The organism is Pseudomonas putida NBRC 14164 (genome assembly GCF_000412675.1).
Taxonomy (GTDB): Bacteria; Pseudomonadota; Gammaproteobacteria; order Pseudomonadales; family Pseudomonadaceae; genus Aquipseudomonas; species Aquipseudomonas putida.
Genome location: NC_021505.1, coordinates 1,020,435 through 1,045,477, shown reverse-complemented (window position 1 = coordinate 1,045,477; position 25,043 = coordinate 1,020,435). Strand labels below are relative to the sequence as shown.

Below are 25,043 nucleotides of genomic sequence, written 5' to 3'. Positions count from 1 at the left end.
GCGGCCCCTTCTTGTTCAAGCATGCTCGACAAACACATCGGCAAACACCTGGTTCCTGGGCACCCCTGCAATAAACAGCCGCCGTGCAAACTGTTCCACGCTCGCTGGCGAGCCACATACCAGTGCAACCGTCTGCCGTGATGTCGGCCGCAATGCCGCAAGCGCTTCATCCAACTGCTCCGCCAGCACCAGCTCGACACTCACGCCTTCAATCGCCTGCAACGGCTCAGCCAGGTAATGCTGAACGTGGCCATGCGCCACATGCATCACCTTGATTTCCCCCTGATGCCCCTGCCGCATCGCCTCGCGCAAAATGCCCCACAAAGGCGCAAGCCCAGTACCCGCAGCCAGCAACCAGAGCGGTCGTCCTTGCCAGTCCGGGTCGTAATGCAACGCTCCGCCCCTGAGCTCCCCCAAGCGCATCGAGTCGCCAACCTTGAACCCGCGGGCCTTGCTGCAAAAAGCACCGGGCCGCTCGCAGTCGATATGAAATTCAAGGAAGTCGTCTTCACCCGGCAGGCTTGCCAGGGAATAGGGCCGCGCTACCGCCCCGCTCCACAACACCACATGCTGGCCCGCCTGATATCGCACTGCGCGCTCTGGGCGCAGGCGCAGGCGCAGCACGTCACCGAACCAGTCCAGTGCGCAAACCTGTGCGGGGATGCCATCCTGCTGCGGGTCGAACACCGCCACACGCAGGTCACCCACTACCCGGCACTGGCAAGCCAGTCGCCAGCCCTGGGCGTGTTTCTCCAGCGCCAACGCCTCGGGCAAGGCGTCCGCTGGCAGCCCGTCCAGGCAATGCACCAGGCAGGCATGGCAGCTACCGGCGCGGCAACTGTAGGGTACATTCAACCCGGCCTCGTTCAAGGCATCGAGCAGGTTGCTGCCGGTCGGCACCGCCCAGCGGCGCTCGCCCACGCAAATTTCGGGCATTGTCAGCTATCTCTCCTGGCTCTTTATCTTGCCGGGGCCGCTTTGCGGCCCAATCGCCGGCAAGCCAGCTCCCACAGATCAGTGCAAGCGAGCCCCCGTCAAGCATCCTATCTCTTCAGCCAGACAGCAAGAACAGTGCCTGCCCGCGGCCGACCATGGTCCAGACCGGCCGAAGGTGTGCCCGGCACAGATGCGCGCTATACTGCCGCGCCTTTTTCCGCCGGCCTGACCTGCCGGCGCCTTGCAAGGCGTTTCGACATGCTGGTCGGCACCGTCGAGCGTCTTTATGAATGTTCCCGTCTTTAAGAGGAGCGCGCTGCATGACCGTGATCAAGCAAGACGACCTGATTCAGAGCGTCGCCGACGCCCTGCAATTCATTTCGTACTACCACCCCGTCGATTTCATCCAGGCCATGCACGAGGCCTATCTGCGTGAAGAGTCGCCTGCTGCGCGTGACTCCATCGCCCAGATCCTGATCAACTCGCGCATGTGCGCCACCGGCCACCGCCCGATCTGCCAGGACACCGGTATCGTCACCGTGTTCGTGCGCGTGGGCATGGACGTACGCTGGGACGGCGCCACCCTGAGCGTCGACGACATGATCAACGAAGGTGTGCGTCGCGCCTACAACCTGCCTGAAAACGTGCTGCGTGCATCGATCCTGGCCGACCCGGCCGGTGCCCGCAAGAACACCAAGGACAACACCCCGGCAGTGATCCACTACTCCATCGTCCCTGGCGACAAGGTCGAGGTCGATGTCGCAGCCAAAGGCGGCGGCTCGGAGAACAAGTCGAAGATGGCCATGCTCAACCCGTCCGACTCGATCGTCGACTGGGTGCTGAAGACCGTTCCGACCATGGGCGCTGGCTGGTGCCCGCCTGGCATGCTCGGCATCGGCATCGGCGGTACCGCCGAGAAGGCCGCCGTCATGGCCAAGGAAGTGTTGATGGAGTCCATCGACATCCACGAGCTGAAAGCCCGTGGCCCGCAGAACCGTCTGGAAGAAATCCGCCTGGAGCTGTTCGAGAAGGTCAACCAGCTGGGCATCGGTGCCCAGGGCCTGGGTGGCCTGACCACCGTGCTCGACGTCAAGATCATGGACTACCCGACCCACGCCGCATCGCTGCCGGTGTGCATGATCCCCAACTGCGCCGCCACCCGTCACGCCCACTTCGTGCTCGATGGCTCCGGCCCGGCCGAACTGGAAGCGCCGTCGCTGGACGCCTACCCGGAAATCGTCTGGGAAGCCGGCCCAAGTGCCCGCCGCGTCAACCTCGACGACATCACCCCGGAAGAAGTCGCCAGCTGGAAACCGGGCGAAACCATCCTGCTCAACGGCAAGATGCTGACCGGCCGCGATGCCGCGCACAAGCGCATGGTCGAAATGCTCAACCGTGGCGAAGAGCTGCCGGTGGACCTGAAAGGCCGCTTCATCTACTACGTAGGCCCGGTCGACCCGGTCGGTGACGAAGTGGTAGGCCCTGCCGGCCCGACCACCGCTACCCGCATGGACAAGTTCACCCGCCAGATCCTTGAGCAGACCGGCCTGCTGGGGATGATCGGCAAGTCCGAGCGTGGCCCGACCGCCATCGAAGCGATCAAGGACAACAAGGCCGTGTACCTGATGGCCGTTGGTGGCGCTGCCTACCTGGTGGCCCAGGCCATACGCAAGTCGAAGGTCCTGGCCTTCGCCGAACTGGGCATGGAAGCGATCTACGAGTTCGACGTCAAGGACATGCCGGTTACCGTTGCCGTAGACAGCAACGGTGAATCGGTACACATCACTGGCCCTGCCCTGTGGCAGAGCAAGATTGCCGAGAGCCTGGCAGTCGAAGTGAAGTAAACCTGATGTAACAGTGGCGCCTGCTTTGCGGGCGCCACTGTTTTCACAAGACTCTGTCAAACTGCTCCGGCCAGTCCCTGCGGGTAAACACCTGCCCTTCCCGCCTCACACGCCGCACTTCCTCCAGGTCCACCTCACACACCAGCCACTGGCTGCACGCCGGGCTCAGTGCCTCGCTCAACGCCACCACTCCATCCCCCGGCATCCCGTGATCCGGCGGAACGAACAACCCTGCCCGCCCGATATTCTCGTCCAACGCAGGCGACCATGGCGCATGCCCCACCGTAGGGCTCTGCAATACGGCAATCTGGTTCTCCAGTGCCCGCGCCTGGGCGCCGATGCGTACCCGGTGGTAACCCGCCTCGGTATCGGTACAGCTGGGCGCCAGGATCAGGTCGGCACCCGCCTCGGCCAGGCCCCTGGCCAGCATGGGGAATTCATTGTCATAACAGATCAAAATCCCCAGGCGCCCCAACTCGGTGTCGAACACCTGTAGCCCCTGGCCCGCCGCGATGTCCCACTGCTCTCGCTCGAACCGGGTCATCATCAGCTTGTCCTGGTAACCCAGCACACCCTTGGGGCCGAACAGCCAGGCACGGTTGCGGTACCGCCCATCGCTGTCCAGCAACGGCACGCTGCCCGGTTGCAGGTAGATTCCCCAACGCCGGGCAAGGCTCTCGCACAGCGCCCTCCACGGCTCGATCAACGGCTGGATGCCGGCAATCGAAGCCTTCAGGTCACCCCGCTGCTCGGCACTCAGTTGGCCGCTCAATACCAGACCGGCGTATTCCGGTAGCAGCAGCAAGCGTGCGCCCGCCTCCACGGCCTCGGCGCACAGGCCCTGCAGGTGGTCGGCGTAGGCGTCCCAGGTTTCATGCAGTTCGATGGCGTACTGACAGGCCGCCAGGCGGATCATATCGGCAGTTCCTTCAGCCAGAACGACATCAGCTTGTCGGAGCTTTCCTGTTCATCCAGGTCGCGCCAGGCGTAGGTGGTACGCAATGACGGGTCATGCAGGAAGCCGCGGTTGCGCCAGAAACCGTGCAAAGGTTTGTAGTCTGCCGGCCGTCGCGGGTGCACACCTGGCCGCTCCACCGCGCAGAACGCGCAGTAATCGAACTCGGCCAGTTTGTGCGCATAGGACTCGCGTTCGATGAAGAAGCGCACGCCCAGGCCCTGGCCACGGTACTCCGGCAGCACCAGCGACTCACCGAAGTAATACACGCTGGCCGGGTCGCGGCCCTGGGCCAGGAACGGCTGCTGGAACTCAGGGGCGACATCCACAAGCGGCAGGCCGGTGGAAGCGCCCACCACCTTGCCGTCGTCCAGCGCCAGCACCACCAGGCTACGCCCGGAGCGCGCATAGGCGGCCAGGTAGTCAGCCTCGTACTCCGGGGTGCCGTCGTACAGGTAGGGAAACTCGCGAAACACGCTAAGGCGCAGGCGAGCGAGGTCATCGATGTATGGCGCGATAGCGGCGCCGTGCAACAGGCGTATTTCCATGCGTGGCGGTCGTTTTGTCGATGTGGATGACGCGCTCGGCTAAGCCGGGCTTGAAGGGAAACCCTATCATCCGAGGCAGCGACCCGCCTTTTCCCTACACGACAGGTACTGTTCCATGACCGCTACCGAACTGGTGAATGCTTACTACGCCGCGTTCAACGCCGGCGACATGCCGGGCTTTCTCGCCCTGCTGAGCGAGGACGTGATCCACGACATCAACCAGGGCGAGCGGCAAATGGGCAAGGCCCGGTTTGCCGCGTTCATGGACAAGATGAACCGCTGCTACCGCGAACGCCTGGCCGATATCGTGGTGATGCAGAATGCCGACGGCAGCCGCGCGGCGGCGGAGTTCACCGTGCATGGCGAGTACCTGGCGGATGACCAAGGGTTGCCGGCAGCCAACGGGCAGACCTATGTGCTGCCGGCGGGGGCGTTTTTCTATATCCACTGCGGCAAGATTGCCCGGGTGACCAACTACTACAACCTCAATGACTGGGTTGAGCAGGTAGCCTAAGCCTGAGAGAGCTGCATTGCGTGTACCGGCCCCTTCGCAGCACAAGGCTGCTCCTACAGGGCCAGCACAAGACCTGAGTGTTGTGGGGTCCCTGTAGGAGCAGCCTTGTGCTGCGAAGGGGCCCGGTCAGACGATGCGGGTGCCCAGCACCTTCAGAAATGCCGCCAGCCATGCCGGGTGCGCCGGCCAGGCCGGTGCAGTCACCAGGTTGCCATCCACATGGGCCTGGTCCACCGCGATGTCGATGAACGTGCCGCCCGCCAGACGCACTTCCGGCGCACACGCGGGGTACGCGCTGCATTCGCGCCCCTCCAGCACACCCGCCGCCGCCAACAGCTGGGCACCATGGCACACCGCCGCAATCGGCTTGCCGGCCTGGTCGAACGCCCGCACCAGCTCCAGCACTTTTTCATCCAGGCGCAGGTACTCCGGCGCACGGCCACCCGGGATCAGCAGCGCGTCGTAACTCTCGGGCCGCACCCGCACGAAGTCGTAATTCAGGGCAAAGTTGTGCCCCGGCTTTTCGCTGTAGGTCTGCTCACCCTCAAAATCATGGATGGCAGTGCGCACTGTCTGCCCCGCCAATTTCTCCGGGCACACCGCATGCACGGTATGGCCCACCATACTCAAGGCCTGGAACGGCACCATCGCTTCGTAATCCTCGACGTAGTCGCCCACCAGCATCAGAATCTTCTTCGCCGTCATCGCACCCACTCCTTCGGTTAACCGTCAATGCACGATAGCCGCTGTCAGTCACGGCGGTCGAGCACGTTGACCACCAGTCGGTCGATCCAGCCCCAGATCCGCTGCTTCACCCTGCGCCAGAGGGGGCGGGCATGCCAGTGGTCGAGGTCGACTTCCTGGCTCAAGGCAAAGTCGCGCTCGAAGCTGGCCACCACCGCCGCTGTCAACGGCGGGTCCAGCGCCTCGATGTTGGCCTCAAGGTTGAAGCGCAGGTTCCAGTGGTCGAAGTTGCACGACCCGACGCTGACCCAGTCGTCTACCACGGCCATCTTCAGGTGCAGGAAGCACGGTTGGTATTCGAAAATCCGCACCCCGGCGCGCAGCAGGCGTGGGTAATAGCGGTGCCCTGCGTAGCGGACCGACGGGTGGTCGGTGCGTGGGCCGGTCAGCAACAGGCGCACATCAAGCCCCTTGCTGGCGGCACGGCGCAAAGAACGGCGCACGCTCCAGGTCGGCAGGAAGTACGGCGTGGCCAGCCATACCCGTTGCTTGCCACTGTTCAGCGCCCGCACCAGCGAATGCAGGATGTCCTGGTGCTGACGGGCGTCGGCATAGGCCACCCGGCCCATGCCCTGCCCGTGGGCAGGCAACTTGGGCAGGCGCGGCAGGCCGAAGCCTTCGGCAGGGCGCCAGGCGGTGCGGCGATTGTTGGCGGACCACTGGCGGTCGAACAGCAGTTGCCAGTCGGTTACCACCGGCCCTTGAATCTGCACCATCACCTCATGCCATTCGCTGGTCGCGTCGCCCGGCTTCCAGAACTCGTCGGTTACGCCCGTGCCGCCCACCACCGCCCAGCGTTCGTCCACCAGCAAAAGCTTGCGGTGGTCGCGGTACAGGTTGCGCAGGCCACGCTTCCAGCGCAGGCGGTTGTACCAGCGCAGGTACACACCGGCTTCCAGCAGGCGCTGGCGCAGGGCGCTGTTGAAGGCCAGCGAGCCATAGTCATCGAACAGGCAACGCACCCGCACACCACGCCGGGCGGCCTGCTCCAGCACTTCGACCACGGCCTCGGCACAGGCGCCGGCCTCGACCAGGTACAGCTCCAGGTCAACCTGAAACTCGGCACCCACGATTGCCTCCAGCATGCGCGGAAAGAACTCGGGGCCGTCGATCAGCAGTTCGAACTGGTTGCCATCCCGCCAGGGGAAGACCGGCCCCGGCATGTCAGCGGGCGGTGAAAATCAGCACCGCGCTAACCGGCACCGACGGGTTGATGGACTTGAGCCCGGCAAACTTGCGCAGGCTTTCCAGCCCCGGCAGCAAACCGAAATCCTCGGCGCGCAGCAGCAGCGGTTCCAGGGTCACAACCTGGAACCGCCGCGCATCCAGGCGAGTGGCCAAAAGCAAGGCGTTGTAGCTGTGCGACTGGCCATGCAACGTGACCGTCAGCGGCAAGCGCAACTCGATCTGTGCACCATCGGCCAGGTCATTAATCGGCCGCAGATCGATCTGCGCCTTTACCGTGGCCTCGGCGAAGCGCCCGACCTCGAACAGGTTGTCGCGCATTTGCTCGTCACGCAGCGGGATGCCACTGCTGACAGAGTCCATCTCGATGCTCAGCCCTGCCACGCCTTTGCGGTCGACCGTACCGTGCAGCACCAGAAAGCGGTGCACTTCGGCGGTGTCACCGTTCTTGCCGGTAATGAACGACAGGCGCGAAGATTCGCCATCGAGGTGCCAATTGGCGTGGGCGGGCAGGCACAAAGCCAGCAACAAAGCGGGCAGTAGACGGGGCAGTTTGAACATGACAAATCTCGTGAAACCAAGCCGCCAACCTTACCCGCCCGCCTTCATGGCAGCAAGCGGCAACCCTCGCGCAGGCCCTGCCAGGCAGCCTGGTTGCGCCGCCCAAGCCCCTCGGCAGTGACTAGCCGCTGCTGGCTGTTTTCCTCCAGCAGGCTCAGCGGCAGCCACTGCTTTACATAACCTTGGCAGTAGGCCTGCTCGAAGCCCATGACGAAGCGGCACGAGCAGTATTCCTTGGCCGAGTAGGCCGAGAGGATGCCGGGGAAATCCGCCAGTGCCTGACGCTCCTGCCAGGCCCACAACAACAGGCCCAGCAGCACCAGTAGCAGCAACAAGGCCCGTTTCATGTGCCCTCCCGGGCCATGGCCGCCAGTACCCGCTTGAGCAGTTCGTCGTGCTGGTAACTGCCGTCGCGGTCATCGGCATAGCGCACGACCACCAGCTTTTGCGCGGGCAGCACGTACAGCGCCTGGCCCCAGTGGCCAAGGGCGGCGTAGGTGTCTTCGGGCGCACTTGGCCAAGGCCGCGCGGCGCCGGCAAGCGGCTGGTTGAGCCACCAGTGGCCGCCAGGGGTGGCCTCACCCGGCACAGGTTCGGCATGGTCAAACGCTGTGCGGTTGAAGGCCACCCAGGCCTTGGGCAGCAGTTGCCGGCCTTGCCAACGGCCGTCGCGCTGCATCAGCAAGCCGATACGCGCCAGGTCGCGGGCGCTGAGGTACAGATAGGAAGAGCCCACGTAGGTGCCCGCCCGGTCACGCTCCCACACTGCGCTGTCGATACCCAGCGGGGTGAACAGCGCGTGCCAAGGGTAATCGGGATATTGCCCGGCATCCAGCATGCCGCGCAGCGCGGCGGCCAGCAGGTTGCTGTCGCCACTGGAGTAGAGGAATCGCTGACCGGGGCTGGCCGACGCGCCCCGCGCCGCCGTATAGGCCGCCATGTCCTCGCGGCCGCGGGTATACAGCATGGCCACCACCGAGGACTTGAGCGGGGCGTATTCGTAGTCTTCCTGCCAGTCCAGGCCACTGGCCCAGTGCAGCAGATCGGCCATGCGTATGCCCGGATGACCGCGCATGGCGGGGTAGAAACGGGTGACCGGATCTTCCAGCTGGAAGCGTCCTTCGCCTTGGGCCACGCCCATCAGCGTGGCGAGTACGCTCTTGCTTACCGACCAGGTCAGATGCGCGGTGGCGGCAGTGGTGGGGGCGGTGTAGCGCTCGTGGAGGATACGGCCGTCGCGGATGATCAGCAGCGCGTCGGTGCGGATGCCGCTGCGGTCGGGGGCAGTGCGAGGGGGGAAGGCGTAGGCGTCGACGGCTTGCCAGTCGAAGGTGGCAGGGTCGTTCTGCCAGGCAGGGTCAGGCCAGTCCTCGGCTTCGGCGGTTGCCAGGGCCAGGCAAAGAACCAGTAGCAGACCTTTCAGCATTGTGTTTCAGCTCGAAATTTTGGGGCTGCGGCGCAGCCCATCGCCGGCAAGCCAGCTCGCCTTCATGACAATCCCGCAGGTACTGCACACACCTTGGGCATTGTGCGATCCATGTGGGAGCTGGCTTGCCGGCGATGGGCCGCAAGGCGGCCCCCGGGATCATCGGTTCACAAAAACCTATCAGGCCTTCATGACAATCCCGCAGCAGCCCAAGCCTTGTTCAGCCGCTTCTCTCTCGCCGCTGCGGCCAGTGTCATCACCCCTTGGTCACGCTGCCAGATTTGTGCCCAATGCACCGGCCCTGCCGCCAGGGCCGCATCGATCGCCCCCCGCAATGCCTGGAACTGCGCAAACAACCCGCCCAGCAACAAATGGCAACTCACGCTATCGGCACACTGCCGACTACCCTCCGCACACCCTGCCAGCAGCCCAAGCAGCTGCAGCCGTAAATCCTGTGGCCAGGCGCTTTCCTGCCCCACGCCATACAGCCAGGCCGTCAGCGCCGTGAGCACATACAAATCCTCCAGCGAGCGGAACGGCTTCACATAGGCATCCCAGCCGTCACCGGCCAGCAACTCGCACGTTGCCTGCTCCAGCAGCAAGCGCCCGTGGCCCACCTCCGGCATCAGCGGCAGGGTCGGCAATGGCTCCAGCGTCACGCCAGGTTCCCCGGGGTAAACCACCGCCAGGTTCAATTGTGGCGCCGCGCCTGCGGTTTCGCTGCGCGCCGCCACCAGCAGCCACTCCGCCTCCAGCCCGGCTGTGACAAAGTCCTTGCTGCCGCTCAGCCGCAAACCGTCCAGGCGCGTATGCATGTCCGCCGGCCTTACGCTGCGCCGCTCGGTGGCGCACAGGGCGCCGAGGCTGGCCGGTGCACTGGGCCACAGCACGCGCAAGGCGGCCTGGTAACCCACCAGAAAAGCCAGGCCCGGCGTGGCCATCGCGCGCCCGCCCAGTGCCGCCAGTTCGAAGGGGGCAACCGGGCCGAGGCGCTCGAGCAGCGCGGCATAGGTTTCACCCAGAGTGTCCGCCGGCGCGTGGCGAAGCGGGTCGTTCAATCGTTGCAACCAGGCCATCGGACGGCTCCTTGCTGGGGCTTTCTGGTCAAGGTTCGGGGGTGTCACGCAAGCATCACCAAAGATTCACAGGGGTGACACCGCGCCTACCTAGGCTGACTTTGCACAACAAAGCCGACCGGCCGCAACCCTCATGGCTGGCTTATGGAGACTCGTAATGACTCGGATCGCTCACTCTGGCGACAACAGCACTGAACGCCGTCTGCAAGCCGAACGCCTGGTTGGCGCCGCGGCGCTGCAAGAGGCCCAGGCCCTGCGTTTCAAAGTGTTCAGCGCAGAATTCAAGGCCAAGCTCAAGGGTGCCGAGCAGGGCCTGGACATGGACGACTACGACGTGCACTGCCGCCATATTGGTGTGCGTGACCTGAGCACCGGCGAGCTGGTGGCCACCACCCGTCTGCTCGACCACCAGGCCGCCAGCAGCCTGGGCCGCTTCTACAGCGAGGAAGAATTCCGCCTGCACGGCCTGTTGCAGCTGCAGGGCCCGATCCTGGAGCTGGGCCGTACCTGCGTAGCCCCCGACTACCGCAACGGCGGCACCATCGCCGTGCTCTGGGGTGAACTGGCCGAGGTGCTCAACGAGGGCCGCTACAGCTACCTGATGGGCTGCGCCAGCATCCCCATGCAGGACGGCGGCATACAGGCCCATGCCGTGATGCAGCGCCTGCGTGACCGCTACCTGTGCAACGAGCACCTGCGTGCCGAACCGAAGAAGCCGCTGCCAAGCCTGGCCCTGCCGGGTAACGTCATCGCCGAAATGCCACCGCTGCTCAAGGCCTACATGCGCCTGGGCGCGAAGATTTGCGGCGAACCGTGCTGGGACGAGGACTTCCAGGTGGCCGACGTGTTCATCCTGCTCAAGCGCGATGACCTGTGCCCGCGCTACGCCCGCCACTTCAAGGCAGCGGTGTGATGCCGAAGCTGCGGGTAGTAGCCCGCCTGAGCAGACTGCTGCTGGTACTGTTGCTGGGCATGTTGATGGCCAGCCTTGTCGCCCTCGGTGAACGCCTGGGCTTCAAGGCCCCCATCGAACGCCGCCAGCGCTGGACCTGCCTGTTCATGAAACGCCTGGTCGCCGCCCTGCCCTTCGATGTGCGGGTGGTGGGTGAGTTGCCGCAGCGGCCGATGCTGTGGGTCAGCAATCATGTCTCGTGGACCGATATCCCCCTGCTCGGCATGCTGCTGCCGCTGTCATTCCTGTCCAAGGCCGAGGTGCGTCATTGGCCGGTGGCGGGTTGGCTGGCGGAAAAAGCCGGCACGCTGTTCATTCGCCGTGGCGGGGGTGACAGCCAGCGCCTGCGCGAACAGATCGCCGGGCAACTGGGGCTGGCCCGGCCGCTGCTGATCTTCCCCGAAGGCACCACTACCAGCGGTCGCAGCCTGCGCACCTTCCATGGCCGCCTGCTGGCAGGTGCCATCGACCGCGGCGTGGCCGTGCAGCCGGTGGCTATCCAGTATTTGCGTGATGGCCAGATCGACCCGATTGCGCCGTTCATTGGCGATGATGACCTGGTGTCGCACCTGATGCGCCTGTTTGCCCAGCCGCGGGGCGAGGTGTGCATTGAGCTGCTGCAACCGATTGGCAGCGTGGGCAAGGAACGTGCGGTGCTGGCGTTGCAGGCGCAGCAGGCAATTCACCTGGCGTTGTTCGGGGTAGAAGAAGTTGAAGCAGTGCCAAGGCGGCAGGCGCGGGCTGCCTGATTTTTTTGTGCTGTCAGTACTGGCCCTATCGCCGGCAAGCCAGCTCCCACAGGTACTCCACAGGTCTTGAAGCTGTTGCTCAACCTGTGGGAGCTGGCTTGCCGGCGATAGGGCCGGAACAGGCGAATAAAATCAGCTGTCAGGCATGCGCGCCGCTGCAAAGGCCTGCAACTGCGGGTAGAACTCGCGAAAATCCGCCAGCAGCGGCTCATACAGCCGCTCCAGCTCCACCATCACCCCGGCCATGCCCTCAGGTCGCGACAAACGCCGGGCAATGCCGTTGAACACATGCTCCAGCGTGGCAAAATCGCCATACGCCCCTAGCCAGTCATCCGCTGCCATGAACGGTGCAATCCGCGCCAGCCGCCCCGGCAGCTCTGGCTCCGCCAGCAGCACCCGATAAAACGCGCCAGTAAACTGCTCAAGGGGCTGCTCGGCGTAGTTGCCCCAATCCCGCACCAGGCAATGGTCGAAGAATACATCCAGGACGATGCCGGCAAAGCGCCGCCGCTCACGCGGAAAGCGCGCCAGGGCTGCCAGCACCAATGGATGCTGATCGGTGTAGCTGTCGATATGCCGGTGCAGCCGGATAGCCGCCTCCAGCGCAGGCGGGAAGCGACCTTCCAGCGAGCCCTTGACGAAGTCGCCATACAGGCTGCCAAGCAGTTGTTGCGGTGCCGGGCCGCCCAGGTGCAGGTGTGCGAGGTAGTTCATGGGCGCAGTCTAGCACCGCTCACCAACATATCGTTATAACGCGATATAGCGATTCGTACTCAGCTCAGAACCTCTTCGTATTTGTATATCGGGATCGGGCGATTTACATTTCGCCCTATCGCGATATACCGCTACAACGAGCCTCAACCCATGCCTCTTGATCTCGACGAAATCATAAAAGCGCTGGCCCACCCGGTCAGGCGAGAAATCCTCAGCTGGCTGAAAGACCCGGCAACGCAGTTCCCCGACCAGTACCACAGCACCGAAAACGGTGTGTGTGCCGGGCAGATCGACCAACGCTGCGGCTTGTCGCAGTCGACCGTCTCCGCCCACCTGGCCACCTTGCAGCGCGCCGGGCTGATCAGCAGCCAGAAGATTGGCCAATGGCACTTCTTCAAACGCAACGAAGCCACCATCGAGGCGTTCCTCGAACAACTGCGCCAAGCACTTTGACAAGGCAGGTAACCGCTATGACCACGCTTTTCGATCCGATCACCCTGGGCGACCTGCAACTGCCCAACCGCATCATCATGGCCCCGCTCACCCGCTGCCGGGCCGACGAAGGCCGCGTGCCCAATGCGCTGATGGCCGAATACTATGTGCAGCGCGCCAGCGCCGGGCTGATCCTCAGCGAGGCGACTTCGGTCAGTGCCATGGGCGTCGGCTACCCGGATACCCCCGGCATCTGGAACGATGAGCAGGTGCGTGGCTGGAACAACGTCACCAAGGCCGTGCATGCCGCTGGCGGGCGCATCTTCCTGCAGCTGTGGCACGTTGGCCGTATCTCCCACCCCAGCTACCTGAACGGCGAACTGCCGGTTGCCCCCAGCGCGATCCAGCCCAAGGGCCATGTAAGCCTGGTGCGCCCGCTAAGTGACTATCCCACCCCGCGCGCGCTGGAAACCGAGGAAATCAACGACATCGTCGAGGCCTACCGCAGCGGTGCCGAGAACGCCAAGGCTGCCGGTTTCGATGGTGTAGAGATTCACGGCGCCAACGGTTACCTGCTCGACCAGTTCCTGCAAAGCAGCACCAACCAGCGTACCGACCGCTATGGCGGGTCGCTGGAAAACCGTGCACGCCTGCTGTTGGAGGTGACCGATGCGGCCATCGAAGTGTGGGGCGCGAACCGCGTAGGCGTGCACCTGGCGCCCCGTGCCGATGCTCACGACATGGGTGATGCCGACCGCGCCGAAACCTTCAGCTACGTGGCTCGCGAGCTGGGCAAGCGGGGCATTGCGTTTATCTGCTCGCGGGAGCGGGAAGCCGATGACAGCATCGGCCCATTGATCAAAGAAGCGTTCGGCGGCTTGTACATCGTCAACGAGCGGTTTGACAAAGCCAGCGCCAATGCGGCCCTGGCCAGTGGCAAGGCCGATGCAGTGGCGTTTGGCGTGCCGTTCATCGCCAACCCCGACCTGCCGGCGCGGCTGGCGGCGGATGCGCCGTTGAACGAGGCGCGGCCAGAGACTTTCTATGGCAAGGGGCCGGTGGGGTATATCGATTATCCGCGGTTGTAATCACGGTTGCCGGGGCCGCTTTGCGGCCCTATCGCGACGCAAGGCCGCTCCCATAATGGATCGGCGTACACCGTACATTGTGGGAGCGGCCTTGTGTCGCGATAGGAGGGCAACGCCCTCCCTTGGAGCGTCACGGCCGAGCGTTGATCTGCTGTTGCAGATTCTGAACCTGGCTCTGCAAGGTATTCAGGTTGCGGGTCATCTGCGCCCGGAAGGCATCGAACTCCTGCACCGACGCACCACCGGACGCTGCCGCAGCCGGGCGGTTGTCGATCTGGCTCTTCAGCACCAAAATATCCTGTTCCAGGCCCTGGATTGCCGCGCTCGGGTTGCCCTGCTTCTTCAGTGCCGCCACTTCGCTGCCCAGGCTCTTGAGCTGCCCGTCCAGCTTGCCGCCATCAACCTGCGCGGCCTTCAGCGCGGCAACCTGCTCGTTCAGGCCTTTGAACTGGGCATCCAGCTTGCCGCCATCAACCTGACCCGAACGCAACGCGGCCAGCTCGCCGTTCACCAGCTTCAGCTGCGCCTGCAGCTGGCTTTGCAGCTCGGTCACAGCCTTCTGCTGTTCACGGGTATCGGCCAGCACTTGCTCCAGGCGTTTACCCAAGTCACCTGTCTGACCGGCCACCCCCTTCTGCAACTGGCGCAACTGCAGCTTCAGCGCCTCGCTGCTGCTGGTAACGCCGGATTCGCTGGCCTCCACCTTGCCACTGATCGCCTGCAAACGCCCGGCGGCTTCTTCACTGATGCGGGCAAAGCTCTCCTGGGTCGCCACCAGCTGCTGCTCCATCAGCGAGATCTGCTGGAAGCTCCACCAGCCCAGGCCCGCCAACGCGATGAACGAAGCGCCGAGCAGCGCCCACAACGGCGCCGTGCTGGCCCCGCGGGCGGCTTTCTGGCGGCTGCGCACCACGTGCGCCGGCATCAGTTCGTCATCATCAACGGTGCCCGCCCGCAAGGTAGGCACGTCATCGTAGTCATCGTGAGCATGGTTACGCATGGATACATTCAACCGCGGTAGTCGCAAAGAGGCACGAGTATAAACCGCAAGCGCGGCGTGTTGATGACCATTGTCACGCCAGCGGCTTTACTGCCCTGGCGGCAAATGCTTCCACCAACCGCAGAATTCATCCAGCGCCGTCCACAGGCTGACCTTGGGCTGGTAGTCCAGGTACTGCCGCGCACGGCTGATATCCAGGGTGAAATCACGGCTCATCACCTGCATCCCCAAGCGCGACAGGGTGGGTTGCGGGCGCCCCGGCCATAACATGCAGGCCGCCTCGTTCACCGCGGCCAGGCTGTAGGCCAGGCCATAGGAACGGTAGCGGGTAACCTGCGGCAGCTGCATCTGGCGCATCACGTAGTTGACCACGTCCCACAGCGGCAGCGGCTGGCCGTTGCTGATGTTGTAGGCCTGGCCCAGCGCACGGTCATCGGCGAACAAGGCGCTGAGCAGCGCCTCGTTGAGGTTGTGCACGCTGGTGAAGTCGACTTTGTTCAGGCCGTTGCCGATGATCGCCACGCGGCCTTTGCGCTGCATCTGCATCAGCCGCGGGAAGATGCTGGCATCGCCGGCACCGGTGACGAAGCGCGGGCGCAGCGCCAGCACTTCAAGGCCGAACTCCTGGGCCCCAAACACTTTTTGCTCCGCCAGGTGCTTGGTTTGCCCATAGTGGTCGTGAAAACGACGCGGCACCTGGTCTTCACGGATGTCCAGGCGCGAGCGGCCATTGAAGTAGATCGACGGCGACGACAGGTGCACCAGGCGCCGCACATGTTCCTTCAGACAGCCCTCGACCACGTTTTCGGTGACGACCACATTGCCCTGGTAGAAGTCCTGGTAGCGCCCCCAGTTGCCCACCGCGCCGGCACAGTGCACCACAGCCTCCATGCCCTGGCACAGGCGGCGGGCCAGCTCGGGATCACCCAGGTCGCCTGGGATGAACTGGGCGCCGCGCTTGACCAGGTGCTCGACCCCTTCGGCGCGGCGGCCGCTGACCCGCACGTCCAGGCCCTGCTCCAGGGCGAAGCGCGCAAAGCGCCCGCCAATGAAGCCACTCGCGCCGGTGACCAGAATTCGCATATAAGACTCCGTCTTGCCAGATTTCAGATGCAACTGACGCCAGCCGTGGCTACAAGGGCACCAGCCATTGCTGCGCGGTGTGCCGCAGGTGGTCGGTCAGTTGCGCGAGCAATTGCCCGCCATTGCGCCAATGATGCCAGTACAGCGGCACGTCGATGGGGGTATCGCTGCAGATTTCCACCAACTGCCCGCTGGCCAGTTGCTCCCGAGCCTGCAGTTCGGGCACCAGCCCCCAGCCCAGCCCGGCCTCGGTCATGCGCAGGAAGCCTTCGGACGACGGGCACAGGTGGTGCAGGAAACCGTCCTCGATGCCCAGTGATGCCAGGTAACGATGCTGCAGGAAATCATCCGGGCCGTACACGATAGCGGGGGTCCGGGCCAGGCGGCTGGCGACAAAACCCTGGGGGAAATGCCGCGCCATGAAGCCGGGGCTGGCCAACGCCCGGTAGCGCATGGCCCCCAGCAGCAGGCTGCGCGCCCCGGCAACCGGGCGTTCACTGCCACACAGGCAGGCCGCCACCTCGCCGGCACGCATGCGTTTCAGGCCCACTTCCTGGTCTTCTACCACCAGGTCGGTCAGCACGTTCTGCTGCGCACAGAAGTTGCCCACCGCACCGGCCCACCAGGTAGCCAGGCTATCGGCGTTCAGGGCGATGCGCAGGCGCTCCGGCATGCCCTCTTCGTCCAGCGCCGGCACCTGGCGCTGCAAGTCACGTTCAAGCAGGCGCACCTGCTGCACATGGTTGAGCAACTGGCGGCCGACTTCGGTCGGACTGGGCGGCGTGGCACGCACCAGCACCGGTTGCCCGACCCGCGCTTCAAGCAGCTTGATGCGCTGGGAAATGGCCGACTGCGACAAGCCGAGCACTTGCGCGGCACGCTCGAAACCACCCTGTTCGATCACCGCCGCCAAGGCGGCGAGCAACTTGTAGTCGAACATCGATTTCCCTAATGCCTGATCAGCTTTATTTGTTTTTCTTATACAGCGCCAACCACCACAATGGCCAGCATCTTTAGTTTCCTTTATGGAGGGCACGCCATGTGGCAAAGCTATCTCAACGGCATGCTGGTGGCCTTCGGCCTGATCATGGCCATCGGCACCCAGAATGCCTTCGTCCTCGCCCAGAGCCTGCGCCGCGAGCATCACCTGCCGGTAGCGGCGCTGTGCATTGTCTGTGACGCGCTGCTGGTGGCTGCCGGGGTATTCGGCCTGGCCACTGTGCTGGCGCAAAACCCGACCTTGCTGGCCGTTGCGCGCTGGGGCGGCGCGTTGTTCCTCATATGGTACGGCGCCAAAGCCCTGCGCAGTGCCTTTTCCAAACAAAGCCTGCAGCACCAGGAAGGCCAAGGCATGCGCTCGCGCCGTGCCGTACTGCTCAGTGCGCTGGCGGTAACGCTGCTGAACCCGCACGTCTACCTTGATACGGTGTTGCTGATCGGCTCGCTGGGCGCCCAGCAGACCGAGCCTGGCGCCTATGTGGCCGGGGCGGCCAGTGCCTCGCTGATTTGGTTCTCGACACTGGCGATAGGGGCGGCCTGGCTGGCACCGTGGCTGGCCCGCCCGGCGACCTGGCGCATGCTCGACCTGATGGTGGCGGTGATGATGTTCGCGGTGGCGGCGCAGTTGATCTTCAACTGAGCTCTGGCCTGCATGGCCCGGCACACATCGGTTGGCCTGGAAACGACCACCACTGGTCGGTACCCGCCAACCGCTGCGGAACCTCTATTCCCTATGTTTGTTGCGTGGTTATGCGCCGGGGCTGGTGCTATGATCGACCCCTTGCGTCGCAAAGAGTACAAACTCGCCGACGCTCATAGGGCCGCCCGTGATCGGCCCTGCGCAAACCGCGAACTAGACCTGAATCAGGAGATCCACCATGGCTTTTGAATTGCCGCCGCTGCCGTACGCCCACGATGCCCTGCAGCCGCACATCTCCAAGGAAACCCTGGAGTATCACCACGACAAGCACCACAACACCTATGTCGTGAACCTGAACAACCTGGTCCCAGGCACCGAATTCGAAGGCAAGACCCTGGAAGAGATCGTCAAGAGCTCTTCGGGCGGCATCTTCAACAACGCCGCTCAGGTCTGGAACCACACCTTCTACTGGAACTGCCTGTCGCCAAACGGCGGCGGCCAGCCTACCGGTGCCCTGGCTGAAGCCATCAACGCCGCTTTCGGTTCCTTCGACAAGTTCAAGGAAGAGTTCACCAAGACTTCGGTTGGCACCTTCGGTTCCGGCTGGGGCTGGCTGGTGAAGAAAGCTGACGGTTCCCTGGCCCTGGCCAGCACCATCGGCGCCGGTTGCCCGCTGACCAGCGGCGACACCCCGCTGCTGACCTGCGACGTCTGGGAACACGCCTACTACATCGACTACCGCAACCTGCGTCCGAAGTACGTCGAGGCGTTCTGGAACCTGGTCAACTGGGCCTTCGTTGCCGAGCAGTTCGAAGGCAAGACCTTCAAGGCCTGAGTCCTTCAGCCCTGAACGTAAAGACCCGGCCATGCGCCGGGTTTTTTTATGCCTGTGCCGGCCTCTTCGCGGGCATGCCCGCTTGTATGGTTAGACTTGAAGGGGTGGTGGGACTAAATGCCCGATTCTGACTGTTCACAGCAGTACAGACCGTGGGAGACATCGCCCCACCCCTTCCACCAAAGCGCCGATAAAGAATGCATCGTTTGCAAACGACGATAGAAGCAAGCCAGCGCCTCTTGGTGAAACCCCTTCAAGCCAAAAAACCATAACGTGAGGAGGCTCCCGTGGCAATGCAGGTTGGCAAATTGATCGTCGGTGCGGATGTCGCGAAAGCTGAGTTAGTGATTCATCACGATGATCGCGATGAGATCATCAAGGTGAAAAATACCAAACCAGAAATCAAGAAATGGCTGAAGCAACAGCCTCTCAACACGGCAATTGCTGTTGAGGCGACCAATGTTTACCACCTGGACTTGGTTGAGCTGGCCCATAGCCTGGGTTTCGAGGTCTATGTCATTGATGGATTCCAACTGAGCAACTACCGCAAAAGCGTGGGTGTACGGGTAAAAACGGACCCCACTGATGCTCGGTTGTTGTCCCGTTTTTTGAGAAACGAGGGGGAAGACCTCCGCCCTTGGACTCCCCCTCCCGCCGTCTACGGCAAGCTTCAGAGCCTTCTGCGACGCCGAGCGGCCTTGGTGACTGCCCGCACGGCGATGACTCAGAGCTGGGCTAATGAAGCCCTTTTGAAAGCCGCCTTCACAACCTTTGTAAAATCGATAGACCGGCTGGATTTGTTGATCCAAAAGAAAATTAAAGAAGTGCTGCGCGAAGCAGGGCTGCACGAGCAAGTTGCTCGCTGCCAGGCGGTAGAGGGTATTGGGTTTCTCACGGCCACTGCCTTGGTAATGGCTTTTATGCGGGGCGAGTTCAAGAGCAGTGATTCGTACATTGCATTCCTGGGAATGGATCTACGAGTGATTGATTCTGGGCAGAAGAATGGACGTCGTCGCCTTACCAAGCGAGGCTGCTCAGAAATCCGTCGCCTGCTGCATAACGCGGCGATGTCAGCCAGCCGGACGGCCACTTGGAAAGGGCTCTACGAACAGCATCGCAATGCGGGTAAAGCAACAACCCAGGCGTTGGTAATCCTGGCCAGGAAGCTTGCACGAGTGGCATTCGCCCTGATGAAGAATCAGGACGAATATGTCACCAAGGGTGGGAAAGCGCCTTGCTGAAAACCATAGAATCTCCCACAGATACGGCGCTGCCGGTGAACTTGATGTTATCCCTGCGGGAGCGGGCGTGCCCGCGAAGAGGCCGGCACGGTTTTGCTTGCTCAGCCCGTATACCGCGCTAACATCAAACCTCTGGAAGATTGACACAGCGCACTCAAGTTGCGGGGTCAGGCAACCGATACACTGCTCATGATCGGCCGGTAGTGTATCGTCATCGTTGATGGCAAAATGATGCCATGCGCATGGATTAAGGAAACCCCATTGAAGCTGGAATTGCGGAACAGCTTGTCGGTCAAGTTGCTCAGGGTCGTGCTGCTGTCGGCGTTGGCGGTTGGCGTCGTGCTCAGCTGTGCGCAAATTGTCTACGACACTTACAAGACCCGCCAGGCCGTGAACAACGATGCCCAGCGCATCCTCGACATGTTCCGCGACCCCTCCACCCAGGCGGTGTACAGCCTCGACCGCGAAATGGGCATGCAGGTGATGGAAGGCCTGTTCCAGGACGAGTCGGTGCGCATGGCGTCCATCGGCCACCCCAACGAAACCATGCTGGCAGAAAAGTCCCGCCCGCTGCAGGACATGTCCATGCGCTGGCTGACCGACCCGATCCTCGGCCAGGAACGCACCTACACCACGCAACTGGTCGGCCGCGGCCCCTACAGCGAATATTACGGCGACCTGAGCATTACCCTGGACACCTCGTCCTACGGCGAAGACTTCCTGATCAACGCGGTGATCATCTTCATTTCCGGCGTACTGCGGGCCTTAGCCATGGGCCTGGTGCTGTACCTGGTCTACCACTGGCTGCTAACCAAGCCGCTGTCCAAGATCATCGAGCACCTCACCCAGATCAACCCCGACCGCCCCAGCCAGCACCAGATACCGCTACTCAAGGGCCACGAAAAGAACGAACTGGGCCTCTGGGTCAATACCGCCAACCAGTTGCTGGCATCGATCGAGCGCAATACCCACTTGCGCCATGAAGCCGAAAACAGCCTGCAGCGCATGGCCCAGTACGATTTCCTCACCGGCCTGCCCAACCGCCAGCAACTGCAGCAGCAACTGGACAAGATTCTCGTCGACGGCGGCCGCCTGCAACACCGTGTGGCGGTGCTCTGCGTGGGTCTGGACGACTTCAAGGGCATCAACGAGCAGTTCAGCTACCAGGTCGGTGACCAACTGCTATTGGCCCTGGCCGACCGCCTGCGGGCCCACAGCGGCCGCCTGGGCGCTTTGGCGCGGCTGGGCGGTGACCAGTTTGCCCTGGTGCAGGCCAATATCGAGCAGCCGTACGAGGCGGCCGAACTGGCGCAAAGCATCCTCGACGACCTGGAAGTGCCCTTCGACCTCGACCACCACCAGCAGATCCGCCTGCGCGCCACCATCGGCATCACCCTGTTCCCCGAAGACGGCGACAGCACCGAGAAGCTGCTGCAGAAAGCCGAACAGACCATGACCCTGGCCAAGGCCCGTTCGCGCAACCGCTACCAGTTCTACATCGCCAGCGTCGACAGCGAGATGCGTCGCCGCCGCGAGCTGGAAAAGGACCTGCGCGAAGCCCTGCCGCGCAACCAGCTGTACCTGGTGTACCAGCCACAGATCAGCTACCGCGACCACCGCGTGGTCGGCGTCGAGGCGCTGCTGCGCTGGCAGCACCCGGAGCTGGGCATGGTCCCGCCGGACCAGTTCATTCCGCTGGCCGAACAGAACGGCAGCATCATCAGCATCGGCGAATGGGTACTGGACCAGGCCTGCCGGCAACTGCGCGAATGGCACGACCAAGGCTTCAGCGAGCTGCGCATGGCGGTCAACCTGTCCACCGTGCAGCTGCACCACAGCGAACTGCCGCGGGTGGTCAACAACCTGCTGCAGGCCTACCGCCTGCCGCCACGCAGCCTGGAGCTGGAAGTGACCGAGACCGGCCTGATGGAAGACATCAGCACGGCCGCCCAGCACCTGCTGAGCCTGCGCCGCTCCGGGGCGTTGATTGCCATCGACGACTTCGGCACAGGCTATTCGTCGCTCAGCTACCTGAAATCACTGCCGCTGGACAAGATCAAGATCGACAAGAGCTTCGTTCAGGACCTGCTCGACGACGATGACGACGCCACCATCGTTCGGGCCATCATCCAGCTGGGCAAGAGCCTGGGCATGCAGGTGATTGCCGAAGGGGTGGAAACCGCCGAACAGGAAACCTACATCGTTGCCCAGGGCTGCCACGAGGGCCAGGGCTATCACTACAGCAAGCCGCTGTCGGCCCGAGAGCTGACCAGTTTCCTCAAGCAGGCGCAGCGGAATCAGGTTTCGATGCTCTGAGCCGGCCTGCCGGGTTACAGGCTGTGACCGGCAATTACATGAATTGCGCGCCCGCCCCTTTACAGCAAATGCAAATCTTTCGCATGATGTTGCGGTTTCGCGTGCCACGGCGCACGGTCCACCCCTTGGTCCAACCACACGATGCAGGAAAACCAATAATGATTCGAATGCCTCTGGCCTCCGCCAGTCTGCTGGCCATTGCCATCGCTCTCGCCGGTTGCGGTGAAAAGGACGACAAAGCCGCCGCGCCGCAAGCCCAGGCACCTGCTGCTGCCGCCAGCACCACCGCTGCTGCGCCAGGGGCTGTCGACGAAGCCGCCGGCAAAGCCGTGGTCAAGCACTACGCCGAAATTGTCTACGCCGTGTACAGCGACTCGCTGAGCACCGCCAAGGCGCTGCAGACCGCAGTCGACGCGTTCCTGGCCAAGCCCAACGACGAAACCCTGAAGGCCGCCAAGGAAGCCTGGGTCGCCGCGCGCGTACCGTACCTGCAGACCGAGGCCTTCCGCTTCGGCAACACCATCATCGACGACTGGGAAGGCCAGGTGAACGCCTGGCCGCTGGACGAAGGCCTGATCGACTACGTCGACAAGAGCTACGAGCACGCCTTGGGCAACCCGGCCGCCGGCGCCAACATCATCGCCAACACCGAGATCCAGGTGGGCGAAGAGAAGGTCGACGTCAAGGACATCACCCCCGAGAAGCTGGCCAGCCTGAACGAACTGGGCGGTTCTGAAGCCAACGTCGCCACCGGCTACCACGCCATCGAGTTCCTGCTCTGGGGCCAGGACCTGAACGGCACCGGCCCAGGCGCTGGTAATCGTCCTGCGTCGGACTACCTGGAAGGCCAGGGCGCCACTGGCGGCCACAACGATCGCCGCCGTGCCTACCTGAAAGCGGTCACCGACCTGCTGGTCAAGGACCTCGAAGAGATGGTCGGCAACTGGGCGCCGAACGTTGCCGACAACTACCGTGCCACGCTGGAAGCGGAGCCTGTCAACGACGGCCTGCGCAAGATGCTGTTCGGCATGGGCAGCCTGTCGCTGGGTGAACTGGCTGGCGAGCGCATGAAAGTTTCGCTGGAAGCCAACTCGCCGGAAGACGAGCAGGACTGCTTCAGCGACAACACCCACTACTCGCACTTCTATGACGCCAAAGGCATCCGCAACGTCTACCTGGGCGAGTACACCCGCCCGGACGGCACCAAGGTGACCGGCCCGAGCCTGTCGTCGCTGGTAGCCAAGGCTGACCCGGCCGCCGACGCCACCCTCAAGGCCGACCTGGAAGCCACCGAAGCCAAGATCCAGGTGATCGTCGACCACGCCCTCAAAGGCGAGCACTACGACCAGCTGATCGCCGCCGACAACGCAGCCGGCAACCAGATCGTGCGTGACGCCATCGCCGCCCTGGTCAAGCAGACCGGTGCGATCGAGCAGGCTGCAGGCAAGCTGGGTATTGCCAACCTGAACCCGGACACCGCAGATCACGAATTCTGATCTTGCTGCAGCGGTTCTCAGAAAAGGCGGCCTTCGGGGCGCCTTTTTGGCATCTGGCCCTATCGCCGGCAAGCTAGCTCCCACAGGTACTCAACAGTTTTTGAGGCTGCTGGTTTAGCTGTAAGAGCTGGCTTGCCGGCGATAGGGCCCGACCAGGCCACCACAAACACTGGCCAACTGACACCGATTTCATCCAGCAATTGCAAATTGCTCTTATTCAAACACCCCCACTTTGCTAAGCTTGCACGCCGGTTTTCGCTCACGCCCAGGATCCTTGATGTCCTCGTCGCTGTCCCGACTTTCCCCCCTGCTGCTAACCCTTGCCCTCGCCGCCTGTGACGACGCCCCGCGTTTCACCCAGGCCGAGCCCGGCGAAGCGTTGTCGGGTGGCAAGGCGACCGTGCAGCGCAGCGACCGCAACGCCTATTCATTGCCCTCGGCCAACCTCTCGCCCGAGCGGCGCCTGGACTTCGCCGTGGGCAACAGCTTCTTCCGCAACCCCTGGGTGATCGCCCCGTCCACCACCACCGCACGTGATGGCCTGGGCCCGCTGTTCAACACCAACGCCTGCCAGAACTGCCATGTGCGCGATGGCCGTGGCCACCCGCCAGAGCCGGATGACAGCAACGCGGTGGGCATGCTGGTACGCCTGTCGATCCCCGACCAGCCCTACCTCGCCAAGGTCATCGAGCGCCTCGGCGTGGTGCCGGAGCCGGTGTACGGCACCCAGTTGCAGGACATGGCCATCCCTGGCGTGGCGCCAGAAGGCAAGGTGCGGGTGAGCTACACCCAGGAAACCGTGTCGTTCAAGGACGGCCACCAGGTAGAGCTGCGCAAGCCAACCCTGCAGATTACCCAGCTCGGCTATGGCGTGATGCACCCCGACACCCGTTTTTCGGCGCGGGTAGCCCCCCCGATGATCGGCCTGGGCCTGCTCGAAGCCATCCCCGAAGCCGACCTGCTGGCCAACGAAGACCCGGACGACCACAACCGCGACGGCATTCGCGGGCGGGCCAACCGGGTGTGGGACGACGCCCAGGGCAAGACCGTGGTCGGTCGCTTCGGCTGGAAGGCCGGGCAGCCCAACGTCAACCAGCAGAACGTGCACGCCTTTGTCGGCGACATGGGCCTGACCAGTACCCTGCAACCCAAGGACGATTGCACCCCTGCCCAGGCCGACTGCCTGGCCGCGCCCAACGGTGACGGTGCCGATGGCGAAAAGGAAGTCAGCGACAACATCCTGCGCCTGGTCACCTTCTACACCCGCAACCTGGCCGTACCGGCCCGCCGCGATGTGAACGCGCCGCAGGTGCTGGCGGGCAAGAACCTGTTCTACCAGGCCGGCTGTCAGGGCTGCCACACTCCGCAGTTCACCACCGCCGCCGATGCCGCCGAGCCAGAGCTGGCCAACCAGGTCATCCGTCCTTACACCGACCTGCTGCTGCATGACATGGGCCCGGGCCTGGCTGACGAACGCACCGAATTTGCCGCCAACGGCCAGGACTGGCGGACCCCGCCCCTGTGGGGCGTGGGCCTGAACGAAACGGTCAGCGGCCACAGCCAGTTCCTGCACGACGGCCGCGCCCGCAACCTGCTTGAAGCCGTGCTCTGGCATGGTGGCGAAGCCGACGCGGCACGCAATTTCGTACTCACTTTCAATGCCGAGCAACGCGCCGCGTTGCTGGCGTTCCTGAACTCACTTTAAAACG

25 protein-coding genes are annotated in these 25,043 nt (G+C 63.6%); 12 read left to right on the top strand and 13 right to left on the bottom strand.

What is annotated here, in order from left to right; translation table 11 throughout:
• Positions 1-15 precede the first annotated feature (15 nt).
• Positions 16-936 (bottom strand): iron-sulfur-binding ferredoxin reductase, encoded by a 921-nt coding sequence (locus PP4_RS04625; protein WP_016498104.1) that lies wholly within the window; start codon positions 934-936, stop codon positions 16-18.
• A gap of 320 nt (positions 937-1,256) precedes the next feature.
• Here PP4_RS04625 and PP4_RS04620 point away from each other — a divergent pair, with 320 nt between their 5' ends.
• Positions 1,257-2,780 (top strand): fumarate hydratase, encoded by a 1,524-nt coding sequence (locus PP4_RS04620; RefSeq protein WP_016498103.1) that lies wholly within the window; start codon positions 1,257-1,259, stop codon positions 2,778-2,780.
• 43 nt (positions 2,781-2,823) lie between these two features.
• Here the strand turns inward: PP4_RS04620 and PP4_RS04615 are convergent, their stop codons facing one another.
• Both PP4_RS04615 and PP4_RS04610 read right to left on the bottom strand, forming a co-directional pair.
• On the bottom strand, positions 2,824-3,696 hold the full coding sequence (locus tag PP4_RS04615) for a carbon-nitrogen hydrolase family protein (protein ID WP_016498102.1): 873 nt from the start codon (positions 3,694-3,696) through the stop codon (positions 2,824-2,826).
• Entirely contained in the window at positions 3,693-4,283 is a 591-nt protein-coding gene (locus tag PP4_RS04610; RefSeq protein WP_016498101.1) for a GNAT family N-acetyltransferase, read from the bottom strand. The genes PP4_RS04615 and PP4_RS04610 overlap by 4 nt, the downstream gene beginning before the upstream one ends.
• A 115-nt stretch (positions 4,284-4,398) precedes the next feature.
• Between PP4_RS04610 and PP4_RS04605 the strand changes: the two genes are divergently transcribed.
• Positions 4,399-4,797 (top strand): nuclear transport factor 2 family protein, encoded by a 399-nt coding sequence (locus PP4_RS04605; RefSeq protein WP_016498100.1) that lies wholly within the window; start codon positions 4,399-4,401, stop codon positions 4,795-4,797.
• 126 nt (positions 4,798-4,923) lie between these two features.
• Here PP4_RS04605 and PP4_RS04600 read toward each other — a convergent pair whose 3' ends face one another.
• From PP4_RS04600 to PP4_RS04575, 6 genes are all read right to left on the bottom strand, one after another.
• Positions 4,924-5,502, bottom strand: coding sequence for a DJ-1/PfpI family protein (locus tag PP4_RS04600; protein WP_016498099.1), 579 nt, complete (start codon positions 5,500-5,502; stop codon positions 4,924-4,926).
• Positions 5,503-5,546: 44 nt separating this feature from the next.
• Positions 5,547-6,704 carry a phospholipase D-like domain-containing protein gene (locus PP4_RS04595; RefSeq protein ID WP_016498098.1) on the bottom strand — a complete coding sequence of 386 codons (1,158 nt, stop codon included), beginning with the start codon at positions 6,702-6,704 and terminating at the stop codon, positions 5,547-5,549.
• A 1-nt stretch (position 6,705) separates the two neighbouring features.
• Positions 6,706-7,287, bottom strand: a complete 582-nt coding sequence (locus PP4_RS04590) for a YceI family protein (protein WP_016498097.1) — start codon at positions 7,285-7,287, stop codon at positions 6,706-6,708.
• Positions 7,288-7,331: 44 nt separating this feature from the next.
• Positions 7,332-7,634, bottom strand: a complete 303-nt coding sequence (locus tag PP4_RS04585) for a hypothetical protein (protein WP_016498096.1) — start codon at positions 7,632-7,634, stop codon at positions 7,332-7,334.
• Entirely contained in the window at positions 7,631-8,713 is a 1,083-nt protein-coding gene (locus tag PP4_RS04580; protein ID WP_016498095.1) for a serine hydrolase domain-containing protein, read from the bottom strand. Before PP4_RS04580 ends, PP4_RS04585 begins: the two co-directional genes overlap by 4 nt.
• 188 nt (positions 8,714-8,901) lie before the next feature.
• Positions 8,902-9,789, bottom strand: coding sequence for an acyl-CoA dehydrogenase family protein (locus tag PP4_RS04575; RefSeq protein WP_016498094.1), 888 nt, complete (start codon positions 9,787-9,789; stop codon positions 8,902-8,904).
• A 157-nt stretch (positions 9,790-9,946) separates the two neighbouring features.
• Here PP4_RS04575 and olsB point away from each other — a divergent pair, with 157 nt between their 5' ends.
• Positions 9,947-10,702, top strand: a complete 756-nt coding sequence (gene olsB / locus PP4_RS04570; protein WP_016498093.1) for an L-ornithine N(alpha)-acyltransferase — start codon at positions 9,947-9,949, stop codon at positions 10,700-10,702.
• On the top strand, positions 10,702-11,490 hold the full coding sequence (locus PP4_RS04565) for a lysophospholipid acyltransferase family protein (protein ID WP_016498092.1): 789 nt from the start codon (positions 10,702-10,704) through the stop codon (positions 11,488-11,490). Before olsB ends, PP4_RS04565 begins: the two co-directional genes overlap by 1 nt.
• A gap of 132 nt (positions 11,491-11,622) precedes the next feature.
• Here the strand turns inward: PP4_RS04565 and PP4_RS04560 are convergent, their stop codons facing one another.
• Positions 11,623-12,204, bottom strand: a complete 582-nt coding sequence (locus PP4_RS04560; RefSeq protein ID WP_016498091.1) for an acyl carrier protein phosphodiesterase — start codon at positions 12,202-12,204, stop codon at positions 11,623-11,625.
• Positions 12,205-12,354: 150 nt separating this feature from the next.
• Between PP4_RS04560 and PP4_RS04555 the strand changes: the two genes are divergently transcribed.
• Together PP4_RS04555 and PP4_RS04550 are read left to right on the top strand one after the other, a co-directional pair.
• A complete protein-coding gene (locus PP4_RS04555) occupies positions 12,355-12,657 on the top strand; it encodes an ArsR/SmtB family transcription factor (protein ID WP_016498090.1) in 303 nt (100 codons plus the stop codon).
• A gap of 17 nt (positions 12,658-12,674) precedes the next feature.
• On the top strand, positions 12,675-13,724 hold the full coding sequence (locus tag PP4_RS04550; protein ID WP_016498089.1) for an alkene reductase: 1,050 nt from the start codon (positions 12,675-12,677) through the stop codon (positions 13,722-13,724).
• 130 nt (positions 13,725-13,854) lie between these two features.
• On the opposite strand, the gene PP4_RS04545 is transcribed toward PP4_RS04550, so the two are convergent.
• The 3 genes from PP4_RS04545 to PP4_RS04535 all read right to left on the bottom strand — a co-directional run bounded on the left by PP4_RS04545 (position 13,855) and on the right by PP4_RS04535 (position 16,747).
• A complete protein-coding gene (locus tag PP4_RS04545; RefSeq protein WP_016498088.1) occupies positions 13,855-14,724 on the bottom strand; it encodes a hypothetical protein in 870 nt (289 codons plus the stop codon).
• Between the two features lie 87 nt (positions 14,725-14,811).
• Entirely contained in the window at positions 14,812-15,807 is a 996-nt protein-coding gene (locus PP4_RS04540) for an NAD-dependent epimerase/dehydratase family protein (protein ID WP_016498087.1), read from the bottom strand.
• 49 nt (positions 15,808-15,856) lie between these two features.
• Complete coding sequence (locus PP4_RS04535) at positions 15,857-16,747, bottom strand: LysR family transcriptional regulator ArgP (RefSeq protein WP_016498086.1); 891 nt, start codon at positions 16,745-16,747, stop codon at positions 15,857-15,859.
• Between the two features lie 99 nt (positions 16,748-16,846).
• Between PP4_RS04535 and PP4_RS04530 the strand changes: the two genes are divergently transcribed.
• The 6 genes from PP4_RS04530 (at position 16,847) to PP4_RS04505 (ending at position 25,039) form a co-directional block, all read left to right on the top strand.
• Positions 16,847-17,446, top strand: coding sequence for a LysE/ArgO family amino acid transporter (locus PP4_RS04530; RefSeq protein WP_016498085.1), 600 nt, complete (start codon positions 16,847-16,849; stop codon positions 17,444-17,446).
• A gap of 238 nt (positions 17,447-17,684) precedes the next feature.
• Entirely contained in the window at positions 17,685-18,281 is a 597-nt protein-coding gene (locus PP4_RS04525; protein WP_012312902.1) for a superoxide dismutase, read from the top strand.
• Positions 18,282-18,568: 287 nt separating this feature from the next.
• Positions 18,569-19,522 (top strand): IS110 family transposase, encoded by a 954-nt coding sequence (locus PP4_RS04520; RefSeq protein ID WP_016497637.1) that lies wholly within the window; start codon positions 18,569-18,571, stop codon positions 19,520-19,522.
• Between the two features lie 261 nt (positions 19,523-19,783).
• The gene (locus PP4_RS04515) at positions 19,784-21,838 is read left to right on the top strand and encodes a putative bifunctional diguanylate cyclase/phosphodiesterase (RefSeq protein WP_016498084.1); all 2,055 of its coding nucleotides are present in this window, start codon (positions 19,784-19,786) and stop codon (positions 21,836-21,838) included.
• A 158-nt stretch (positions 21,839-21,996) separates the two neighbouring features.
• Positions 21,997-23,334: an imelysin family protein gene (locus PP4_RS04510; protein ID WP_016498083.1), complete on the top strand. Its 1,338-nt coding sequence runs from the start codon at positions 21,997-21,999 to the stop codon at positions 23,332-23,334.
• Between the two features lie 277 nt (positions 23,335-23,611).
• Positions 23,612-25,039, top strand: a complete 1,428-nt coding sequence (locus tag PP4_RS04505) for a di-heme oxidoreductase family protein (RefSeq protein WP_016498082.1) — start codon at positions 23,612-23,614, stop codon at positions 25,037-25,039.
• Positions 25,040-25,043 lie beyond the last annotated feature (4 nt).